The organism is Natronoarchaeum sp. GCM10025321 (assembly GCF_042663585.1).
Classification (GTDB): domain Archaea; phylum Halobacteriota; class Halobacteria; order Halobacteriales; family Natronoarchaeaceae; genus Natranaeroarchaeum.
In genome coordinates, this window is record NZ_JBHTAN010000006.1 from 1,743,978 (window position 1) to 1,764,520 (window position 20,543).

24 protein-coding genes are annotated in these 20,543 nt (G+C 66.6%); 14 read left to right on the forward strand and 10 right to left on the reverse strand.

Annotated features, from left to right (window positions below; translation table 11 throughout):
* From ACFQL3_RS11650 to ACFQL3_RS11660, 3 genes are read left to right on the forward strand one after another with little or no spacing between them, the layout of a single operon-like run.
* Positions 1–723: an ABC transporter permease gene (locus ACFQL3_RS11650; protein WP_377054437.1), complete on the forward strand. Its 723-nt coding sequence runs from the start codon at positions 1–3 to the stop codon at positions 721–723.
* Complete coding sequence (locus tag ACFQL3_RS11655) at positions 720–1,547, forward strand: ABC transporter ATP-binding protein (protein ID WP_377054439.1); 828 nt, start codon at positions 720–722, stop codon at positions 1,545–1,547. The genes ACFQL3_RS11650 and ACFQL3_RS11655 overlap by 4 nt, the downstream gene beginning before the upstream one ends.
* Entirely contained in the window at positions 1,540–2,238 is a 699-nt protein-coding gene (locus ACFQL3_RS11660; RefSeq protein WP_377054441.1) for a TOBE domain-containing protein, read from the forward strand. Before ACFQL3_RS11655 ends, ACFQL3_RS11660 begins: the two co-directional genes overlap by 8 nt.
* Before the next feature lie 9 nt (positions 2,239–2,247).
* Here ACFQL3_RS11660 and ACFQL3_RS11665 read toward each other — a convergent pair whose 3' ends face one another.
* Genes ACFQL3_RS11665 through ACFQL3_RS11695 form a run of 7 tightly spaced genes read right to left on the reverse strand, consistent with a single transcriptional unit; the run spans position 2,248 to position 8,005 of the window.
* Entirely contained in the window at positions 2,248–3,000 is a 753-nt protein-coding gene (locus ACFQL3_RS11665) for an adenosylcobinamide amidohydrolase (protein WP_377054443.1), read from the reverse strand.
* The gene (gene cobD, locus ACFQL3_RS11670; RefSeq protein ID WP_377057088.1) at positions 2,993–4,000 is read right to left on the reverse strand and encodes a threonine-phosphate decarboxylase CobD; all 1,008 of its coding nucleotides are present in this window, start codon (positions 3,998–4,000) and stop codon (positions 2,993–2,995) included. The genes ACFQL3_RS11665 and cobD overlap by 8 nt, the downstream gene beginning before the upstream one ends.
* 1 nt (position 4,001) lies before the next feature.
* Positions 4,002–5,027, reverse strand: coding sequence for a nicotinate mononucleotide-dependent phosphoribosyltransferase CobT (gene cobT, locus ACFQL3_RS11675; protein ID WP_377054445.1), 1,026 nt, complete (start codon positions 5,025–5,027; stop codon positions 4,002–4,004).
* The gene (locus tag ACFQL3_RS11680) at positions 5,024–5,665 is read right to left on the reverse strand and encodes an NTP transferase domain-containing protein (protein WP_377057090.1); all 642 of its coding nucleotides are present in this window, start codon (positions 5,663–5,665) and stop codon (positions 5,024–5,026) included. Before ACFQL3_RS11680 ends, cobT begins: the two co-directional genes overlap by 4 nt.
* Positions 5,665–6,459: an adenosylcobinamide-GDP ribazoletransferase gene (cobS, locus tag ACFQL3_RS11685; protein ID WP_377054447.1), complete on the reverse strand. Its 795-nt coding sequence runs from the start codon at positions 6,457–6,459 to the stop codon at positions 5,665–5,667. The genes ACFQL3_RS11680 and cobS overlap by 1 nt, the downstream gene beginning before the upstream one ends.
* Positions 6,447–7,361 (reverse strand): CobD/CbiB family cobalamin biosynthesis protein, encoded by a 915-nt coding sequence (locus tag ACFQL3_RS11690; protein ID WP_377054449.1) that lies wholly within the window; start codon positions 7,359–7,361, stop codon positions 6,447–6,449. The genes cobS and ACFQL3_RS11690 overlap by 13 nt, the downstream gene beginning before the upstream one ends.
* A 2-nt stretch (positions 7,362–7,363) precedes the next feature.
* Positions 7,364–8,005: an HAD family hydrolase gene (locus ACFQL3_RS11695; protein WP_377054451.1), complete on the reverse strand. Its 642-nt coding sequence runs from the start codon at positions 8,003–8,005 to the stop codon at positions 7,364–7,366.
* A 112-nt stretch (positions 8,006–8,117) separates the two neighbouring features.
* On the opposite strand from ACFQL3_RS11695, the gene ACFQL3_RS11700 reads away from it, so the two are divergent.
* The 6 genes from ACFQL3_RS11700 to ACFQL3_RS11725 all read left to right on the forward strand — a co-directional run bounded on the left by ACFQL3_RS11700 (position 8,118) and on the right by ACFQL3_RS11725 (position 12,986).
* Positions 8,118–8,891, forward strand: coding sequence for an AAA family ATPase (locus ACFQL3_RS11700; RefSeq protein WP_377054453.1), 774 nt, complete (start codon positions 8,118–8,120; stop codon positions 8,889–8,891).
* On the forward strand, positions 8,888–9,457 hold the full coding sequence (locus ACFQL3_RS11705; protein ID WP_377054455.1) for a hypothetical protein: 570 nt from the start codon (positions 8,888–8,890) through the stop codon (positions 9,455–9,457). The genes ACFQL3_RS11700 and ACFQL3_RS11705 overlap by 4 nt, the downstream gene beginning before the upstream one ends.
* 83 nt (positions 9,458–9,540) lie before the next feature.
* The gene (dhaK, locus tag ACFQL3_RS11710; protein WP_377054457.1) at positions 9,541–10,542 is read left to right on the forward strand and encodes a dihydroxyacetone kinase subunit DhaK; all 1,002 of its coding nucleotides are present in this window, start codon (positions 9,541–9,543) and stop codon (positions 10,540–10,542) included.
* A gap of 43 nt (positions 10,543–10,585) precedes the next feature.
* Positions 10,586–11,314, forward strand: coding sequence for a dihydroxyacetone kinase subunit DhaL (gene dhaL / locus ACFQL3_RS11715; RefSeq protein ID WP_377054459.1), 729 nt, complete (start codon positions 10,586–10,588; stop codon positions 11,312–11,314).
* On the forward strand, positions 11,311–11,691 hold the full coding sequence (gene dhaM / locus ACFQL3_RS11720) for a dihydroxyacetone kinase phosphoryl donor subunit DhaM (protein WP_377054462.1): 381 nt from the start codon (positions 11,311–11,313) through the stop codon (positions 11,689–11,691). The genes dhaL and dhaM overlap by 4 nt, the downstream gene beginning before the upstream one ends.
* A gap of 101 nt (positions 11,692–11,792) precedes the next feature.
* On the forward strand, positions 11,793–12,986 hold the full coding sequence (locus ACFQL3_RS11725) for a GNAT family N-acetyltransferase (RefSeq protein ID WP_377054464.1): 1,194 nt from the start codon (positions 11,793–11,795) through the stop codon (positions 12,984–12,986).
* A gap of 4 nt (positions 12,987–12,990) precedes the next feature.
* Here the strand turns inward: ACFQL3_RS11725 and ACFQL3_RS11730 are convergent, their stop codons facing one another.
* Positions 12,991–14,031, reverse strand: coding sequence for a zinc-dependent alcohol dehydrogenase family protein (locus ACFQL3_RS11730; RefSeq protein WP_377054466.1), 1,041 nt, complete (start codon positions 14,029–14,031; stop codon positions 12,991–12,993).
* Positions 14,032–14,107: 76 nt separating this feature from the next.
* Between ACFQL3_RS11730 and ACFQL3_RS11735 the strand changes: the two genes are divergently transcribed.
* The 5 genes from ACFQL3_RS11735 (at position 14,108) to ACFQL3_RS11755 (ending at position 18,170) form a co-directional block, all read left to right on the forward strand.
* A complete protein-coding gene (locus tag ACFQL3_RS11735) occupies positions 14,108–14,704 on the forward strand; it encodes a class I SAM-dependent methyltransferase (RefSeq protein ID WP_377054468.1) in 597 nt (198 codons plus the stop codon).
* Between the two features lie 54 nt (positions 14,705–14,758).
* Complete coding sequence (locus ACFQL3_RS11740) at positions 14,759–16,186, forward strand: DASH family cryptochrome (protein ID WP_377054470.1); 1,428 nt, start codon at positions 14,759–14,761, stop codon at positions 16,184–16,186.
* Between the two features lie 100 nt (positions 16,187–16,286).
* Complete coding sequence (locus tag ACFQL3_RS11745; RefSeq protein ID WP_377054472.1) at positions 16,287–16,742, forward strand: molybdopterin-dependent oxidoreductase; 456 nt, start codon at positions 16,287–16,289, stop codon at positions 16,740–16,742.
* Positions 16,743–16,784: 42 nt separating this feature from the next.
* Positions 16,785–17,450: an NAD-dependent epimerase/dehydratase family protein gene (locus tag ACFQL3_RS11750; RefSeq protein ID WP_377054474.1), complete on the forward strand. Its 666-nt coding sequence runs from the start codon at positions 16,785–16,787 to the stop codon at positions 17,448–17,450.
* 144 nt (positions 17,451–17,594) lie between these two features.
* Entirely contained in the window at positions 17,595–18,170 is a 576-nt protein-coding gene (locus ACFQL3_RS11755) for a DUF1684 domain-containing protein (RefSeq protein ID WP_377054476.1), read from the forward strand.
* Between the two features lie 6 nt (positions 18,171–18,176).
* On the opposite strand, the gene ACFQL3_RS11760 is transcribed toward ACFQL3_RS11755, so the two are convergent.
* Both ACFQL3_RS11760 and ACFQL3_RS11765 read right to left on the reverse strand, forming a co-directional pair.
* Complete coding sequence (locus ACFQL3_RS11760) at positions 18,177–19,583, reverse strand: carotenoid oxygenase family protein (protein WP_377054478.1); 1,407 nt, start codon at positions 19,581–19,583, stop codon at positions 18,177–18,179.
* A gap of 65 nt (positions 19,584–19,648) precedes the next feature.
* Entirely contained in the window at positions 19,649–20,422 is a 774-nt protein-coding gene (locus tag ACFQL3_RS11765; protein WP_377054480.1) for an SDR family oxidoreductase, read from the reverse strand.
* Positions 20,423–20,543 lie beyond the last annotated feature (121 nt).

The window sequence follows — 20,543 nt, forward strand, 5'->3', positions numbered from 1 at the left end:
ATGATAGCCTCTATCGCCGCAGAGACGCTCCAGGCGCTCGATCCGGCGATGATAGAGTTCCCGTTCGAGCGCAACTACGTCGAGAGCATCGTCTACGTCTCGCTCTACGTCAGCCTCACGGCAGTAGCGTTGAGCACGATGGTGAGCCTCCCGATAGCGATGCTCGTCGGCTTCGCCGAGTTCCCCGGCAAGCGGTTCGCCATCGCCCTCGTCAACACCGGGATGGGGCTTCCGAGCGTCGTCGTCGGACTGGTCGTCCTCTTTGCCGTCTCGAACCAGGGCCCGCTGGGTTCGCTCGAACTCGTCTTCACCAAGGAGGCGATGATCATGTCCCAGTTCGTCCTCGCGACCCCGGTGATCACGGGCGTTAGCCTCGCGGCCGTCACCAGCGTCGAGGAGGGGGTCCGGGACGCCGCCTACGCGATGGGCGGGACGCGGGTAGATATCGCACTCGTCACGATCAAGGAGGCCCGCTACGGCATCGTGACGGGCGTCCTGGCGGGGCTTGGACGGGCGATCAGCGAGGTCGGATCGGTGCTCATCGTCGGCGGCAACATCGCCGGGGCGGACGGCACCGCCATCACGCGGACGCTGACGACGGCGATCCAGTTGGAAGCCCGACAGGGTCGGTTCGAACTGGCACTGGTGCTGGGCGCGATACTGCTGACGCTCGTGCTGTTGGTAAACGCGGTCGTGCTCCGGTTCGGCGGTGGTCGCATATGAGCGGTCGACTTGCGAGGGCGGACCAGCGGTCTCTGGACGACGGCATCGCCGTCTCGAACCTGAGCCACGGATTCGACGGCGCGGGCGTGCTCGAGGACGTCTCGCTCTCGGTCGAGAGTGGCGAGATCCTCGCGGTGATCGGTCCCTCCGGCACGGGAAAGACGACCCTGCTCGAACTGCTCGCCGCGTTCTATCGGCCCGAGGACGGGACCGTTCGGATCGACGGGACTGACGTGTGGACCCTCTCAGAACGGGAACGGCTCGCGACCCGTCGCCGGCTTGGGATGGTCTTTCAGGAGGCGAATCTCTTCGACGCGACGGTACGTCGGAACGTGAGCTACGGCCTCCACGTCCGCCGTGGCTGGCGCGAGCGGGTGCGGGAGTGGCGCTCCAGACTCTTCGGCGGGGAGACGCGCCAATCGGTGAAAGAGGCGCTAGAGACCGTGGGGCTCGCGGATGCGGAAACGCAGACCGTGGCGGCGCTGTCGGGCGGCGAGGCCCAGCGGGTCGCGTTCGCCCGGGCGCTCGCGTACGACCCCGACTTCCTCCTGCTGGACGAACCGACCTCGGATCTCGACCCGCGGAACACCGCAGTGATCGAGGAGGCGGTCGAAACAGCCCGTTCCCGGGGCCTCGGCGTCGTCGTCGCGACCCACGACATGCACCAGGCCGAACGTCTCGCCGACCGGGTCGCGGTGCTGATCGAGGGGAGACTGATAGAGGTCGGTCCGGCCGAGCGGGTGTTCTCCGATCCCGACGACCCGCGCGCTCAGCGGTTTATCGACGGCGAACTCGTCTACTCGGCGGGTGAGAACGGTGCCTAGGACGGGCGGCTACGGCGAGGCGGCGCTCGTCGAGGGAAGCGTCGAGTTCGACGTCCGGGACGCCGCGTTGCTCCGTGCCATCGACCGTACTGGATCGGTCGCACAGGCCTCCTCGGAACTCGGTCGGTCGCGGGCACGAGCGCTGAACCGGATCGAGACGCTCGAAGCCGCGTTCGGATCGCTGGTAGAGCGTCGACGTGGCGGAAGCGACGGCGGCGGGAGTCGGCTAACTGAGAACGCGACGACGCTGCTAAATCGGTACGAGCGGCTACAGGTCGCCCTCGACGCCACGGCCCAGGTGCCCGAGACCGTGCTCGGCGGGACCGTCACGGCGGTCGACGGCGCGCTGGCGAGTGTAGAAACGGCAGTCGGCCCGATCCGGGGGCTCCACGACGGCGTCGAGCAGGGCCAGCAAGTTCAGGTGCGGGTCGGTGCGGACGCGATCACGGTGCTTGACGAGGCGGTAGAGCCGGATCCCGACTCGACGAGCGCCAGAAACCGACTCTCCGGCACGGTCTCCGACGTCGAACGCGGTTCGGCGGTGGTCACTATCGACGTCGACGTGGCCGGACCGACGTTTCAGGCCCTGCTCACGGCCGACAGCGAGCAACGCCTCGAACTCCGAGAGGACTGCGAGGTGACGCTCACGTGGAAGGCAACGGCAACGCGAATCGTTCGGGAGCGGGAGTAACCGCCGTTCTCAGGGTCGAAATACGTTCGGAGAGCCGTCGGCGACCACACCGTGCTCGGCATCGGCGACGGTGTCAGGCATTGTTCCGTCCGCGTATCTCGCCGCGAGACCGGCCAGGAGCGCGTCCCGGACGCAAGCCCGGACCGCCGCACCAGTGGGTGTTCCACTGCCGGTGAACTGTAGCGGATCGGGCGTACGCTCCGAGCGCTCGGTCGCGCCGACGACCACCGCGTCGGTCGTCGTCCCCGGAAAGCCCGTCTCGCGCAACAACGTCGCCGTCTTCGTCTCCGCGACGACCGCGACCAGATTGGCGAGCGCGCCCTCAGTGGCAGGCTGGTCGACGTGAACGAGCAGGTTCACCGTCCCGGTCTCGGAGGGGCTATCCTCCAGGTCCGACGTGCGGTGCGCATCGGAGTCCGGTTCCGCGCCGGGAAACAGCACGGCTGGGTTCGAGACACCCGCAGTAGCGACCGCGAAGACGTCGATAGCGCCCGTCCCGTCCCGCTCAGCAGTCATTCGTGCACAGCGCGCGTTTCGCATCTCGACGCCCGTGAGCAGGGTCGGCCCCTCCCGCTCGAAGCCGGCACCGGAGCGGCGCTCGGCGATGTATCTGTCCAGATCGGTGCGCTCCCAGCCCTCCGGTACCGTGCAGTTATAGGCGGCGTCGGCACGGCTTCGGCCGCCGTTCCAGCCAGTCGAGAGCCACGTCGTCCCGGGGGCGGATAGCTGGAGTACGCCGTCGCGGACCCGGGGCTCAGCCACCGGCGAGCACCTCCAGTAGCCGGTCGTTGGCGGCGGCGTCCTTCACGGCGACGCGGACGTGTGAGTCGAGGCCGCGAAAGCTCCGCGCGTCCCGGAGCACGATGCCGTGCTGTTGGGCGTGTGCGAGCAGTTCGTCGACATCCTCGCCCGCGTCCAGCAGGAGGAAGGGAGCGTCGGAGGAATACACGTCGAACTCCTCGGCAAGCCCGTCACGCAGACGCTCGCGCTCGTGGTCGATCCGCTGACGTGTCTCGGCGATGAACTCCTCGCACTGGAGACAGTGGGCACCGACTGCCGCCGCCGGGGTCCCCAGGTTCCACGCTCGTCGTGCGGTTTTCAGGGCGTCGAGCGTCTCAAGTTTCGCCACCGCAAAGCCCGCCCGGATCCCGGGGAGACCGAACAGTTTCGTTAGCGACCGCGCGACGACGACGCCCTCTACCCCCGCCAGCGATGGCTTGTCGGTGAAGCCGAGAAACGCCTCGTCGACGAGCAGCGTCGTGCCACTGTCGCGACAGCGCCGGGCGAACTCGCGGAGCGCCGCCGGGTCGTAGGCGTCCCCGGTGGGGTTGTTCGGCGTGCAGACGATTGCGAGAGCGTGCTCTGTCGGATCGGTATCCAGAATCCGGTCGTGGTGAACGAACGCCGGTGTCGCGCCCTGCAACTCGACTTCGCGGGCGTACTCGCCGAAACTCGGTCTGGGGACGAGGACGCTGTCGCCGGGCGCGACGTTCGTCTCGATGGCGAGTCTGATCGCCGCGAGGCCACCGGGCGTCGGGACGACCCGCTCCGGATCGCAGTCGACGTACTCCGCGGCGGCATTGCGAAACTCCGGGTAGCCGTCGTTCGGGTACCGCCGCGAGGGCTCGAACGCCTCGCGGTAGACCGCCTCGACGCCCGGCGGGATCTCCGTGTTGGTGTTGGCACTGAAGTCGAGCAGGTCCGGATCGTCACTCCCGCCGTGGGGGACCCGATCGGTCCACTTGACTGCGTCCGGGTCCATCTCAGCGCTCACCCTCGGTATCGTCGCCGGCGACTTTACTCGGGGGAGCTAGCCGGTCGTGGACCGTCGCTATCTGCGCTCTGACTGCTTCCGGGGAAACGCCCCCCTGCGCGGCGAGAGCAAGCGCGCCGCCCATCGCAACGCCCTCCTTGGCTTCGCCGGCGACGTAGCGCGCCATCGCAACGTGTTCGCTCCGCTCGAAGCCGGGGTCAGTCACCGTCACGTCGAGGGAGAGCGTCGCCCGGGCGGCGTCGAGGTCGACCGCGGGATCCGCCGCGACGAACGACGTCGTCGCGAGCGAGAGCGACTTCTCGATACCGAACGCCCGGACGAGCGCGGCCGTCGCAACGAGTTGGGTCCCGCCAGCGAGCGTCACCTCGGTGCCGGATTCGAGCGCCCCGACGGTCAGGCCCGCGACGGTCGCCTGGACCGGATCGCCGACCGCGTCGATTGCGGCAACTGGCGAGTCGGCCATCTCGCCCGGTGCGATGGCGCTCGCATCGAGCGCCGCCGAGACCACCTGCTCTTTCAGCGCCAGGGGGTTCTCCGGGAGCGAGGAGGAGACGCCCAGAGCCGTCCCAAGCGCGCGGAGCAGGGCGGCCGCCGTCGTCGTCCCGCCGGGAATCGTCTCGCCGACGAACAGTTCGTCGTCGGGGAGCGAGCGTCCGAACGCACGCGCCCGGTCGAACGTCGCCCGGGCGGACGGGACGCCATGCTCTTTCCGGATGTCCCGACCTGGCTTTGCGCCGACCGCGACGGTCGGCGCGTCGGTTTCGGCAGCGAGTCCGGCGTCGATCACTGTCACGTCGAACCCGACCTGCTCGCGGACGGCGCGGGTGATCACCGCAGGTGTCGGACAGCCAGTCGGACTCACCGGGACCAGATCGCTCGACACTGGCTCGCCGTAGATGAGGATCTCGGCGTCCATTGCGGGCGTATGCGTCATCAGCTCCGGCGAGGCTCCGGCCGCGCTGATTCCGTCGATCGTCGCCGTCTCCGTCGTTCCGGCAGCGAGGACGACCCTCACAGCATCGCCTCCGCAACTCGGGCGTCACGCGCTCGATTCACGTTCACTGCCAGTCGGTTGTCGGCTGTCAGGTACATTCTATCAGTACTCCCTCTCGGATCCCCGACCACGTTGACGCCGGTCGGGGCGATCCGGTCCGGACGTCCTGCAGGGTCGTCTCTCGCGTCGACGAGTTCGCCCTCGATTGCTCCCCGCTCGACGACGGTGTCGCTTGAGACGCCGAGATCCGTTTTGAGCGATTCGGGGACGGCGACCGTCATCGAGCCGTGTTCCCCGTCGATGTCGCCCGCATCCGCGTAGGTTTCGAGCACGTCGTCGACCGTATCGCCGGTGAGCAACGGCAGGTCGGCCGCGACAGTCAGTACTGGCTGCTCGACGGCGTCGAGCGCCACCGAGAGATCAGCGACGTAGCCCTCTCCGGGCGTCTCGATCAGCGAGACCCGTCCGGCGAGGTGTGCGTGTGTTTCGGGACTGGCTGGCGAGACGACGGCGTGGACCTGCTTGATGCGGCTCTCCGTCAGCGCTCCCAGCACACGGTCGATCATCGGCACCCCACCGATCCGGTAGAGCGGCTTTTCCCAGGCGGAGTCCGTGGCCGGTAGCGAGTCGGCGAGTCGCGTTCCCTCGCCGCCACACATCACGAGAGCGTCCATGCGGTCACCTCCGGTACTCTACCGGTGGTGAGCGTCCACGCGAGCAGGCCCGCGTAGAGACCACCAAGCCGACCGAGTTCGGTCGCCGCGCCGAGGACGTCGCCGTTGACGCCGCCCAGCGCTTTGCTGGACCACCGTCGGAGCAAGAGTGCGACTGTGAGCGCGCCGAAGATAGCCATGGCGGCGACGTAGGGCGGGCGAGCCAACAGGACAACAGGCAGCGCGACAAGGACGGGCGCGACGAGGCTCCGCGGCCCGTTGACGCCGGTGAGTTGGCTTCCCAGCCCATCGTGTGGCGCGGTGCCGAGACAGACGAGCGCCGCCGTCCCGAGTTTCGCGCCGACCTCCGCGCTTACGACGACGCTGACCGCGACGAGGAGCGGCGCGTCCGCGAGGGGGATACCTGCGAGCACGAGACCGGCAACCAGACCGATCAGGGCGAGCGTTCCGCCGACGCCAACGCTGCTGTCCTTGAGGACGCTCAGGCGTCGGTCCGGGTCTCCGTGGACGACTGCTGCGTCCCCGATATCGGCGACGCCGTCGGCGTGGTTGATGCCGGTGATGGCGTACAGCGCGAGAACGTACAGAAACGCCGTCACGGTCGGCGGTGCGGGCACGAGAAAGGCGAGTGCGGCGAGCACGCCGACGAGATAGCCGACGAGCGGCACGGTCGCGGGCGTCGCGGCGAACGCCCGCCAGCCACTCTCGTCGTGTCCGACCGGAAACCGGGTCAGGAAGCCGACCGCCCCGCGCAGAGCGGCGACACTTAGAGGAGCCACGGGACCACCCCCAGCAGGGCGGCGAGGGCGTACGCCAGCAGGCCCGCAGTCCCGACGAGTCGCACGCCGCGGCGGGCCTGTTCGACGGTCGGCAGCGACGCGAGTTCGTTGAGGACGTAGGTGTCGGGCTTTTCGAGGCGGACCTGAAGCGCACCGGCGGCGGTCGCCATCGGCCAGCCCGAATTCGGCGACGACGTGGCGGTACGCCACCGCCGCGCGGTCAGGAGCGGGTCGGGCGAGCGGGCGGCCACAGAGAGCAAGAGGGCGCTAAGCCGGGCGGGCACCCACATGGCGAGGTCGTCGAGTCGCGCACTCGCCCAGCCATGGGGTTTCGAGGGGTAGCCCAGCATCGAGTCGAGCGTATTCACGGCCTTGATCCACGCCGCGCCAGCCACACCCGCCGCGAGCGAGACGGGTGCGAGCAAGGAGAAGGCAAGCAGGGGCGCGACCAGGCCGTCCGCGAGGTTCTCGCTCGCGCTCTCGACCGCAGCACTGCGCAGTAGTTCCGGGGAGAGATCGGTTGGATCACGACCAGCCAGCGCCGGAAGCCGCTCCCGGGCGGCCGCCGGATCGGTCGCACTGGCTTCGATGACGCCCGCGGCCTCGTCCAGCAGCATCCGCAGGCTGGTCGTCGTAAAGAGCGCGAGACCGGCGACGACGCCGCCCGCCACCGGATGGGCGAGCGACGCGAGAAACACCACTCCGCCCACTGCAAGCCCTGCGGCGACCGGGAGAACCAGCGCGACGCCGATACCGACGAATCGCGCCATTGGCCACTCCCTGTCGAACCGGCCGACGAGGCTGCCGAACAGGGCGACCGGGTGGATCGCTGATGGAGGCTCGCGGACCGTCCGGTCGAGGGCGGCGGCCAGACAGACCGCGAGCGTAATCGTCAGCGACACCGCTACTCCACCTCGTCGAGTCGTCCGTCCGAATCGAGCAGGGCCGGGATATCCGCGAGCGAGTGCTCGTCGAGCAGGAGCGCCCGGCCGCCGACTGACTCGATACCGCCGTCGGTCGCCGCATCGTCGCCGACGTGTGTCACCGTCTCGACGTCGATGTCGAGGCGGGAGGCGAACGACTCGAACGCACGGGAGTCGGGCTTTCGCCAGCCACAGCCAGTACTCGACACGACCACGTCGAAGGTCGAGCGGTCGACGTCCGAGCGAAGCAAGGATTTCGGGACGAGTTCGGGGACACTACAGTTCGAGAGGATGCCGACCGGCCCGCGTTCGGCGGCGGCCTCGACTGCTTCGACCGCGCCGGAGCGCGTCTCCACCTCCGGATCGAACGCCGCGACGACCGCCCGCCGGACGACGTTGTTCTCGGGGCGGACGCCCAGACTGGCGAGCGCGGCGGCGACGTGGGCCGGGAGCGGAACCTCTGCCCCGTCGGGAGCGTCGATATGGACCTCCCGATAGGCCGCCGGGAAGTCGGCGGGGACGTCGACGCCGCGGCTCGCGAGCGCCGACCCGACGGCGTCTGCCGGCGATTCCGGTCGGTCGACCGAGACGAGCGTTCCGAAGAGATCGAACGAAACTGCCACTATCGACGTATTACTGCAAGCTCACTTGAACACGACGGTCCGACTCCGGGGGATCATATATTCCGAAGTGAATAAACAAAATTTTTCACTGGTGCGAGAGTATGCGCAGCTAATGGTCGAGGCTTTCGCCGTCGCGAGCGGGAAGGGAGGGACCGGCAAGACGACAGCGACGCTCGCCCTCGGGATGGCGCTCGCGGAGGAACACGACGTGACTATCGTCGACGCCGACACCGGCATGGCGAATCTCCTCTTTCACGCGGGGCTTGAGGACGTCGAGACGACGCTCCACGATCTGTTGATCGAAGAACGAGAGGCGTCGGTCGACGCCGCAGTGTACGAGCGACACGGGCTCTCGGTCGTGCCGTGTGGCACGAGCCTGACCGACTTCGAGGCCGCCGAACCGGGACGGCTCCGCGACGTGGTCGCCTCGCTCGCCGCTGATACCGACATCCTCCTGCTCGATTCGCCCGCCGCGCTGGGCTCGAAAACCGCCGTCCTGCCGATTGTCCTCGCCGACCGGGTCATCACCGTACTGTCACCGACGATTCCCGCCCTGAGTGATGGGCTGAAAGTACAGGAGTACGCCAGTTCCTACGGGACTGATACTGCAGGCGTCCTGTTCAACAAGGTCCGCGACGACGCCCGGATGGACACCGTCACCGATCGGACCGAGCGCTACTTCGACGGCCCCGTCATCGGAGCGGTCCCCGAGTGCTCGGCCGCACATCGAGCGAGGGCGGCGGGCGAACCTCTGCTCTCGTACGCGCCGGAGTCGCCGGCGGCGACCGCGTTCGTCGACGCCGCCGCCGAGTTAACGCCCGAACCGCGGGACTCGGCGGCAGTCGCCAACCGATTCAGAAGCGCCGTCGTCCCCGACCGGCCATGAAACTTCCACGCGGTCGATTGCTCCGCTCACGAGTCGTCTCCGCTGCCGGAACGGCGCTCTCGACGGTGCTCGACGGAGCACTCACTGGCTACGTCGTCTTCGAGCCACAGGACGCATTGCTGCTGGACGTCGACGGACGCGGCGTCGTGACCTTCCGCGAGGGCGTCCCGATGCTCGTCTACCATACTGGCACCGACCGGGGCGGCGTCGACGGCCTCGCCGATCTGGCCGTCCCCGGCCCGTACAAGGTCGACGTTTTCTCGCTCCCTGCCGGACGGATCGAGGAACTCCACGAGACGGAGTCGCTTCGCGTTCGGCCGGGCGTCCCGGCCCAGCGGGTCGCCGGGGATTCCGGACTGGCGGACCGGACGCGGTCCCGGGCGCAAGAGCACGGCCTGATGCCTGACGAGGACGCTCTGGCCGGCGAGGAGGATGCAGTCGCCTCGTTTCTCGACGACGAAGAACGGATCGAGGCGATCAAGCGACAGGCACGCGCCGAGGCCGAGCGACAGGCCAGTGAGTGGGGACTCGAAGACGAACTGGTCGACGACGACGGGCGCAAGTAGTGGATGATCGAACAAACGGTGCCAACGCCCCGCAAACGAGCACTCATCTATATGTTCCATCCGGCTAAACACTATCATGAACCATGAAGAAACTCATCAACGAGCCAGAAGATGTCGTCGACGAGATGCTCGACGGAATGGTAGCAGCGTACCCTGACCGACTCCGGCGCCTCGACGATGCGGAGGTGCTCGTACGCGCTGACGCCCCGATAGATGGGAAAGTGGGAATCGTCTCTGGTGGTGGTAGCGGCCACGAACCGACCCACGCCGGGTACCTCGGCGAGGGGATGCTAGACGGCGCGGCGGCCGGCGAGGTGTTCACCTCCCCGACCGCAGATCAACTCGAATCGATGATCCAGGCCTGTGACAGCGGCGAGGGCGTCCTCTGTGTGGTGAAAAACTACGAGGGCGACGTGATGAACTTCGACACCGCCGCGGAGATGGCCGAGATGCAAGACACCGAGGTCTCACAGGTCGTCGTCAACGACGACGTCGCCGTCGAGGACTCGCTGTACACCTCCGGTCGCCGCGGCGTCGCAGGGACCATCCTCGTCCACAAGGCCGCCGGTGCGAAGGCGGCCGAGGGCGCGTCGCTCGACGAAGTGAGCCGCGTCGCCGAGAAGGTCGTCGACAACGTCGGGACGATGGGGATGGCGCTGACCTCCTGTATCACGCCGGACAAGGGCGAACCGACGTTCGATCTGGGCGAGGACGAGATCGAACTCGGCATCGGGATCCACGGCGAACCGGGCACGGAACGGACCGAGATCATGAGCGCCGACGAGATTACCGAACATCTCACCGAACGGGTACTCGACGACCTCGACCTCGACGAGGGACAGGAGGTCGTCACCATCGTCAACGGGATGGGCGGTAGCCCGCTGATGGAGCTGTTCGTCGTCAACAAACGCCTGCAGGAACTGATGGACGACCACGGGCTCGAAACCTGGGACGCGTGGGTCGGCGACTACATGACCTCGCTGGACATGGACGGCGCGTCGATCACCGTCTGTGCGGTCGACGACGAGCTCAAAGAGCTCCTGTCGGCACCGGCTGACACGCCAGGGCTGACAGTGAGGGAGTAAACGCCACAAACGATTTGCGCTTCCCCTGCATCCGCATTTTTACATGAGTAACACAGAGCACCAACGAGAAGCGGTCGAACAGGCACTCGAAAACGTCACCGAGCGACTCGACGAGGAGAAGACTCATCTGACCGATCTGGACTCGGCGATCGGCGACGCCGACCACGGGGCGAACATGACCCGCGGGTTCAGAAAGGCCAACGAGAAAGTCCAGGCGATGGACGAAGACGACCCCGCGGAACTGGTGAAGACCATCGGCGTCACGCTCGTCTCGGAGGTCGGCGGCGCGTCCGGACCGCTCTACGGCGGGTCGATCATGTCCGCGAGCCAGGAGTTCGCCGACGACGGGATCACAGCAGAGACGAGCATCGCCTTTGCCGAGGCATATCTGGAGAAGGTCCAGGACCGCGGCGGCGCGGAGGTCGGGTCGAAGACGATGGTCGACGCCCTGACGCCCGCAGTCCACACCTACAAGAAGTCGATCGAGACGGACGATCTGGAACCGCTGGAGGCGCTGGCGAAGGCGGTTGACGCCGCCGAGCGGGGCGTCGAGTTCACCACGCCGATCCGGGCGAAGAAGGGACGGGCGTCCTATCTCGGCTGGCGCTCGGTGGGCCATCAGGACCCCGGTGCGACGTCGACGCTGTACATCATGGAGGAACTGCTGGCGACCGCCCAGGACATCCTCAACGGCGAGGTGGAGGCGACTGCCGAGGCCGAGGAAGCACCCGAGGAGATGCCCGACGAGGTCGCAGAGGGCGAAGAGAAATGATCGGTCTCGTCGTGGTCTCACACAGCGCCCGCGCCGCCGAGGGGATCTGTGAGGTCGCGGGGGAGATGGCTGGCGACGCACGGATCGAACCTGCCGGGGGCGAGGCCGATGGCCTCGGCACCGACGCGGGTCGGATTCAGGACGCCATCGCGGCCGCCGACGACGGGGACGGCGTGGTCGTCCTCGTTGACCTCGGCAGCGCAGTGATGAACACCGAGTTAGCAATCGAGATGGCAGACGCCGACGCGCGGATCGCCGACGCACCCGTCCTGGAGGGTGCGGTCAACGCCGGTGTCGAGACGACCAACAAGAAGGCAACACTCGACTCGGTCGTCGAACGGGCCGAAGAAGCGCGCGAGTACCGGAAACTGGACTGACGGCGGTGATCCGGGACCCTTCCCGGCCCCCCGCAATCGGCGAGGCTGTCGCCGGACGAGATGGCACACACTCATACTGATCCGCACGAAAACGGGGAGCAATGACGGAGTTTCGACCCCTCCCGGAGACGGATCGTCCGCAGTTCCGCTCGATGCTTCGCTACGCATTCACTCCCGAGAGCGGCCCAACCGATGACGAAGACACCGAAGACGACGAGGAACCGACGCTGTTCGACCGATACGGCCTCTACGACGGCAACGACCTCGTCAGCGGGTGCAAACTCTACGCACCCGAGGCACGCGTTCGCGATGAAATCACGACGATCGGTGGCCTGGGAGCGGTTGCGACCCGCCCCGAGTTCCGCGGGCAGGGCTACGGCAAGCAACTGTGTCAGCGGATGCTGGCCGAGTACCGTGAGCGAGAGATCGGTCTCGTCACGCTCTGGCCGTTCTCGACGCCGTTCTACCGTCGGATGGGCTGGGGGACTGCAAACGATGTGACCCGGTACGAACTGCCGCCGCGGGCGTTGCCGACTGTCGAAACCGTCGGGCAGATGCGTCGCATCGACGGCGAGGACTGGCAGGCGCTCGTCCGCGTGGAGCAGGGAGCCAACCGCGACGTTTCCCTGTCACTGCGTCGCTCCGAGGCGTGGTGGCGCGAGCGAACGTTATCGAACTGGAACGGGAACGGCGAGTCGTACTGCTACGGCTACGAACGCGACGGGGACCTGCAGGGCTATCTGGTCTACACCGTCGCCGACGACGACTCGGGGACGCTCTCGGTCAGTGGCTTCGATGCCGCCGACGAGGAGGCCTACCGCGCCCTGCTCGACTTCCTCGCGGGGCACGGCGCACAGATCGAGCGGATCGTCGTCGAGCGCGCACTCGGAACGGACCTGCTCGCCCGGGTCGACGATCCGGCGGCGGTCGACTGTCATGTAGAATCGGGGCCGATGGTACGGCTTACCGACGTCACGGCGCTCGAAGCGGTCGAGTGGCCAGCGGGCGAGGTCGAGTGTACGCTCTCGGTGTCGGATCCGCTGGTCGCTGACAACAATGGAGGGGTCCGACTCTCCGTCGCAGACGGCAGGGCGACCGTCGAACCGATCGCCGAGTCGGCTGACGCTGTCAATGCGACGGTGGGCATCGGGACGCTCTCTCAGTTAGCGGTCGGAACCTACGGAATCGACGATGCCGAGCGGTTTGGCGACCTGCGGATCGCTGACGAATCGGTTCGCGACCCGCTCGCTACGGTCTTCCGACCGCGTACCGTCGGCCTCCGGGAGTTCTTCTAGCCGCTCAGGGTTTGACCAGTACCTTGATCGCATCGCGCTCGTCCATCGCGCGATAGCCCTCCGGGACGCCATCGAGGTCGACTGTTTTCGTGAATATCGGCGATGGGTCAAGCGTACCACCCAGCACGTCGGCCATCAACTCGTCAGCGTACGCCCGGACCGGCGCGACGCCGCCCCGGAGCGTGATATTGTCACTGAACAGCGACTGTAGCTCGAGGCCGGCGTCGTCGACGCCGTAGGGGACACCCACGTAGCCGATTGTACCGCCCGGGCGACAGGCTTCGATTGCGGTGTCCATCGACGACGCCGCGCCCACACACTCCATGACGTGGTTCGCGCCGCCGTAGGTCAGTTCCTGGGCGCGTTCGACGGCCCCCTCGCCGCGGGCCGCGATGGTTTCGGTCGCGCCGAACTCCTCGGCGAGAGCGAGACGGTCCTCGTGGTGGCCCATCGCGATGATCCGTTCGGCACCGAGACGGCGAGCGGCGAGGACGCCACAGAGGCCGACCGCGCCGTCACCGATTACGACGCAGGTGTCGCCCTCGCCCACGCCGGCGCTTTTTGCGGCGTGGTGGCCCGTGCCCATCACGTCGGTGAGCGGAAGCAGTGATTCGAGGGTGTCCTCATCGTCGGCGTGGCGGTCGGGGACCCGGACGAGCGTCCCGTCGGCCTCGGGAACGCGGATCTGCTCGCCCTGACAGCCGCCGTTCTCGTCGCCCCAGGAGTCCCCGTTCGTACAGGAGGTGTGCAGTCCCTTCCGGCAGAACTCACAGCGACCACAGCTAATGACGAAGGGGGCGAACACGCGGTCCCCAACGTCGACCGATGTGACGTCCTCGCCGACGTCCTCAACGATTCCCATCGGCTCGTGGCCCACGCGGGACCCGTCCTCGCGGTCGCTCTCGCCGCGATAGAACCAGAGATCGGAGCCACAGACCGCGGTGTGTGTCACCCGAACGACGGCGTCGTTCGGCGAGTCGAGTTCGACGTCCGGTACCTCTTCGACCGTGATTTCGCCGGGGCCGCGGTAGATGGCTGCGCGCATAGTCTGTATTAGTGGCCGTCTCACAAAACGGTTCGCTCAGGCGAAGGGTCATGTGGGACAGGCTCTAACACGGTGTATGGACCGTACCGCGATCCGACAAGCGTGGGACGAGATCGCCGAGACGTACGCGAACCGGCGCGATCCGGCCGGTTCCGACGCCGATCTGACCGACGACTTGCTCGATGCCTGTCCGCCCGATCCGCTCGTGCTGGATGTCGGCTGTGGCGACGGGGCGCGGACGCTCGCAAACCTTCCGCCGGACGCTATCGGCCTCGATATCTCTCGTGAGGGGCTCTTGCTGGCGGCCAACAGAGTCGCCGGAGGGCGACTGGTACAGGGGGACATGGAGTCGCTCCCGCTGGCCGATGGCTCCGTGGACGCGATCACCGCCTACCATGCCGTCTTTCATGTCCCGCGAACGGCACAGCCCGCGGTGTACGAGGAGTTCTATCGCGTGCTCGACTCGGGCGGGAAACTACTGATGACCCTGCCTGGCGGGCGCTTCGAGACGGTGCGCCGCGGCTGGATGGGTGGCTCGATGTTCTTCTCAGCGCCCGGCAAAGACCGGACACTCGACCAACTCCGGAGCGCCGGGTTCGAGGACCTCCGAACCGCGACGGTCGACGACCCGCTTGGCAGTTCCAGCGAGTACGTCTTCGCGACCCGGAGCTGACTGTACGAACCTCCCCGGCAGTCGATATTTACCGCTGGGGTCGAAAGGGGGAGTATGGATACCGCCGTCGTCTGGTACCGTGACGACCTGCGTGTCGAGGGCAACCCCACCCTCGCCAACGCAGTGGACGAGGCCGAGCACGTCGTCCCGGTCTACGTGTTCGACCCACGCCGTCGCGGCGAGACGAGATACGACACCGAGAAACGAGGCGCACACAGGGCCCGCTTTCGCCGCGAAAGCGTCGCCGACCTGCGGGAATCGGTACGGGAGCGCGGGGGAGAACTGTTCGTCCGCGAGGGCCACGTCGAGGACGTCGTGCCGTCGGTTGCCGACGCGGTCGACGCCGACGCCGTGTTCGCACAGACCAAGCCGGCAACCGAAGAGATCAGCCGCGAACACGCGGTACGCGACGCGCTCGGCGACGATATTCCGTTTCATCGCCGGCTCACGCATACCCTCTACCATATCAACGATCTACCGACACCGTACGATCGGATCGACGATACGTTCACGCCGTGGCGCAAGAACGTCGAGGAGACCACGCCAGTCCGAGAGCCGGTTCCGGCCCCGGAGAGCGTCTCGACGCCCGATGTCGACGCCGGCGAGATACCGACGCTCTCGTCGATGGGGATCGACGAGCCACCGACCGACGACCGGGCAGTCCTCCCCTTCGAGGGGGGCGAAACCGCCGGAAAAGCGCGGGTAAACCGCTATCTCTGGGAGGAGGATCGACTCCGGGAGTACAAATCCACGCGGAACGGCCTGCTCGGGTCGGAGTACTCCTCGAAGTTCTCGCCGTGGCTCGCCGCTGGCTGTCTCTCGCCGCGCTGGATCCACGAGCAGGTGAAACAGTACGAGGACGAGCGCGTTTCCAACGAGGACACCTACTGGCTGGTCTTCGAGTTGCTCTGGCGGGATTTCTTCCAGTTCCAGTTTCTCAAACACGGCGACGACTTCTTCACTCAGTCCGGCATTCGCGACGTCGAACCGGACTGGAAGCAGGACCGACAGGCCTTCCGGCAGTGGGCCGCCGGCGAGACGGGGGTTCCCTTCGTCGATGCGAACATGCGCGAGTTGAACCGGACGGGGTACATGTCGAACCGTGGCCGGCAGAACGTCGCGTCGTTTCTCGCTGACGCGCTGGGCATCGACTGGCGCTGGGGGGCGGCTTACTTTGAGGAGCAACTGATCGACTACGACGTCGCCTCGAACTGGGGGAACTGGGCGTATCAGGCCGGCGTCGGCAACGACTCGCGGGACGGCTTCTTCGACGTCCTCGCACAGGCGGAGCGGTACGACGCCGACGCCGAGTACGTGCAGACGTGGCTGCCGGAACTCGACCCCCTTCCCCCGGAGTACGCCCATCGCCCGTGGCAGATGAACGCTGACGCCGAGTCCACGTACGACGTCGTGCTCGGTGTCGACTATCCCGAACCGATGATCGACGTGACCGAGCGGTTTTCGGAACTGCGCGATCAGTGAGCACACGGTCAAGAACGAGCAGATGCCGTCAGTCCCGGTCGTTTCTCTCAGCCTACTTTCATAGCGCTTTAACTGCCACTTCCCATTGAATAGAAGCATAGTGGCTGCAGCTGCCGACGACGAGACGAGGCGTGTGCTGGTGACTAGCACCCGCCAACTCGTCCTGCCGTCGAACCCGTCGTATCTCCAGGAGTTCGATCTGCGGACGAAACAGCACGCAGTTACCTGTGCCACCGGCGAGTACGAGGAAGGCCGTTGGCGTGGCGTTCCCATCGAGTCGCTCCTGTCACGTGTCGATGCCGACGAGCGATCGACGCACCTTCTCGTCACCGGAGAGGACGGCTACCGGACCTGCGTAGCGATCAGGAAAGCGTTCGATGCGATGCTGGCAGTCGCTCGGGAGGACGTCGAGACGGACGGTGCCCTGCCCAGATTCATCGGCGACAAGATAGACGGGCAACAGTCCGTTGCCCGCGTCAAGCAGATCGAGACGGTTCGTCTCGACCCCGAGGAGGACGCCAGCGAGTACGCCCACCGTCCCGCGTCCGAGGGCTGAGCCCGGCGACGCAGTTTTCCGCGGCGAACCCGGAATTGAGGTATGCATCTGTTTGTCACCGGCGGGAACGGCTTTATCGGCCGGCGAGTCTGCGCTGCTGCCGTTCGGGACGGCCACGACGTGACGAGCGTCGCCCGAAGCGGCCCGCCACCGGCCGACGAAACCGGTTCGTGGACCAAGCACGTCGAGTGGATCGCTGCGGACGTATTCAGTCCGCACGAATGGCGCTCGGCGCTATCGGGCGTCGACTGCGTCGTCCACTCTATCGGCACCATCTCGGACGCGCCGGACGACGGGGTCACGTTCGAGCGGATCAACGGCGACTCGGCGATTCTCGTCGCGCTGGAGGCCGAACGCGCTGGCGTCGAGCGGTTCGTCTACATCTCCTCCTCGACGAAGCCGCCGCTGGTTCGAGACGCCTATCTGACCGCCCGCCGACGGGCCGAAGACGCGATTTCCGATCTGGAGCTAGATGTCGTCGTCCCCCGCTTCGGGCCGGTGTACGGCCCAGATCAGCCACACTTCCCCACCGTTGCAAACTGGCTGTTCACGGCGGTCGGCAGCGTCGAACCGATCGCACGCCGTCTCGGCGAGGATCGGCCGTTCTCCGTCGAGGCGGCGGGCCGTGCTGTCTATCGGCTGGCAGTCACCGAGGACCTCCCGGAAACCCCGGTGACAGCGGATACCCTGATCGCGCTGTCGGGCTGAGGAGGGTCGTTACCCAGGAGATCATTGACCACGAGCGACAGTCGATTCCGGTGGGCGAGAGCGGGCCGAGCAGAACCCCCATGCCATACACCGACCCGGGATATTACTGTCCCATGCCATCAATACACTAGCGAGTAATCACCAATGACAGACACCAACGAGTGGGCCGAACAGATCGAAAAGGGACGACAGACAAAGATCGAACACTTCCGCGACTCCCCACGCTCCCCGCTTCCGCCCGAACTGCGCGGCGACGACTTCCCGGGACTGGCATACTACGATCCGGACCCCGAGTACCGGTTCGTCCTGGCGCTGCACGAGCACGAGCAGAAGACGGAGGTGACAGTGGAGACGACCGCCGGCGGCGAACAGACCTACCTCCGGTGGGGCGAGTTCCGGTTCGAACTCGACGGCGAGGAGCACACGCTACAGGCCTATCGCCCCGACCACACCACCGAACGGCTCTGGGTCCCGTTCCGGGACGAGACCAACGGCGAGGAGACCTACGGTGCCGGCCGGTATCTCGACCTCGAACACGACACCCATCAGATCGACGGGGAATGGGTGCTCGATTTCAATCAGGCGTACAACCCGACGTGTGCGTACAACGCTGCCTACGAGTGTCCGATGATCCCGACCGAGAACTGGCTCGACGTCCGGATCGAGGCCGGCGAGAAGGAGTTCCCCGGCGAAACTGCGGGCCACTCCCACGATCACTGACTGCCCCTACGTGTGGGGGAAGAACCGTCCGTGGAAGCCAAACGGCTCCGGGTGGGGGAGAAACGCCCGCGCCTCCACGGTGAGCGTCGCCGCGTCGAACACCATCAGCATCGTCTGCTCGCGCTCGACGTCGAGCGCCGTGGCCAGCACGACGCCGTCGTCCTCGCTATCGGCGTCGGGACGCTGTACGGGGAGTGGCTCCTCGACGAACACCGATCGCTCCCACCACTCCTGGGCAGTGCCCGTCTCGCAGTCGACTTTTACCAGGCCGTTCGCGCCGTCCCGATCCGTCGCCTGTCCGTAGGCGTAGCGGTGCTTTCGACCGGTCTTCGATCTGACGATCCGGGGCAGTTCCATCCCGCCGTCGTAGAGCGACGAGCGGTTCACGCTGTTTCGCTCCAGATCGATCCGGTACCGGACCAGTCGCCCATCGGGGACCTCCGGAAAGCCGACACCATCGAGTTCGTCCATCGCCATCGCGTCGACGATATCGCCGTCGGGGAACTCGACGAGATCCAGCACGACGCTCACGTCCTCGACGTAGGCGTTGATGTGGTGGAACGTAAACGTGGCGTCGAGCGTCGGTTCGGCCACGAGGTCGCCGCTCTCCCGGTCGACGACGAGCACGCGCGTCGGCCGATCAGGCTGCCAGTCCAGCATATCGGTCACGCCCTGTGAGAACGGATTGAGCGCCCGCAGCGCGGAGAGCACGAGCGGCGACTCGACGAGGATGACGTGGTCCGCCGTGACGCTGCAGTCGTGGATGTAGGCCGGGCCGTTCGCATCGAGCGAGGCGATCCGCTCCCGACTCCGGGTCCCGTCCGGAACGCGATAGACGTGGTACTGGGGCGTCCGGCCGAACTGCGTCGTGAACCCGATCAGTTCGTCACGATACGGATCGTCGACCAGATGGGCCGCGGTGAGATGTTCTGGCAGGTCGTCCTCGAACCGGAATCCGCCGAGCGTCTCCAGCGTGTCGAGATCGAACGCAACCCGTCGCGGTGCTTCGGTCAGCGCGACGTACTCGCCGTCGACCCGGACCACGTGGACGTTCGTGTTGTCGGTCGGTTCCGGCAGGCCGAGCGAGCGGACCGTATCGAGGATGCGCCGCCAGCCCCGCGTGTCCGTCCCGAACTGGCCCGTAAGCCGGCCGTCCATCGCGTCGGCGTAGGCCTCGGTCCGGAGAAACCGGTTCGAGTAGCTAAGTTCGCCGTCGTCGAACGCGTAGCGGCGCAACATCGCCAGTCCGTCGAACCAGTGGTTGACGCGGCGCTCGCCGGCCTCGAAGCGGCCGGGACCGTTCCGGACGAGCGTTCCCGAGAGCCACTCGGGAATCGATCCCTCGACAGTCGGCCGATGATCGTGGAGTTCCGTCGTCAGCGATCGAAAGCCGGGGCCATAGGAACCTGTCACGCCTTTCTATCGGGACGGACGGCTAATCAATCCAGCGAGTAAAATGCCGGCTCCGCGGTAGCCGGCTACTGAGTGTTGGTCATCCCGCCATCGAGAACGAGCGATTCGCCGCTGACGTAGCTCGCCAGATCGCTGGCAAGGTACAGCGCGGTGTCGGCGACGTCTTCTGGCTGTCCGGCCCGTCCCAGTGGGATGCCCTCGAGGAACTCGTCTTCGCCCTCTCCTCCGATGATCGGGACATCCTCGGTCGTCATCTTCGTCTCAATCAGGCCCGGATGGATCGCGTTGACGCGGATCTCCTCGGGTCCGAGCTTCGCGGCCAGCGAGTACGTCATCAGCCGTACCGCGCCCTTCGACGTACAGTAGGTAATGAAGTCTGCCGATCCCTCCAGCCCGGCGACCGACGAGAGGTTGATGATCGATCCCCCGCCGTTTTCGACCATCCGCTCTGCGGCCACCTGCGATCCGAAGAACACGCCCTTGACGTTGATGTCCATCAGCTGATCGAACGCCGCCTCGTCGACGTCGAGGAACTCCTCGCCGTGGAAGATCCCCGCGTTGTTGACCATGATATCAACGCCGCCGAACTGCTCGGCAGCCTCGACGGCAGCGTCCAGATCGTCTTTGCTCGTCACGTCACAGTCGACGAACGTCGCGCTGGAGTCGCTCTCCGATTCGATCAGTTCGTGTGTCGGCTCCCCGCCCTCCCGAGGCGTCTCCTGGATATCCGCGACGACGATATCCGCCCCCTCCGCGGCAAACGCCCGTCCGATCGCACGCCCGTTTCCGCTCGATCCCCCAGTTACGACCGCCGTCTTGTCTTCGAGCAAGAGTGTCATTGCAGTTGTATATAGAAAACTATGAATAATAAGTCTAGTAGGTGCTACACGAAAGAGGTCCCTCGTCTTCGGTTCGTCACCATCTCTCGATGTTATAGACTGCGTTCAGCAGTCAAGCGCC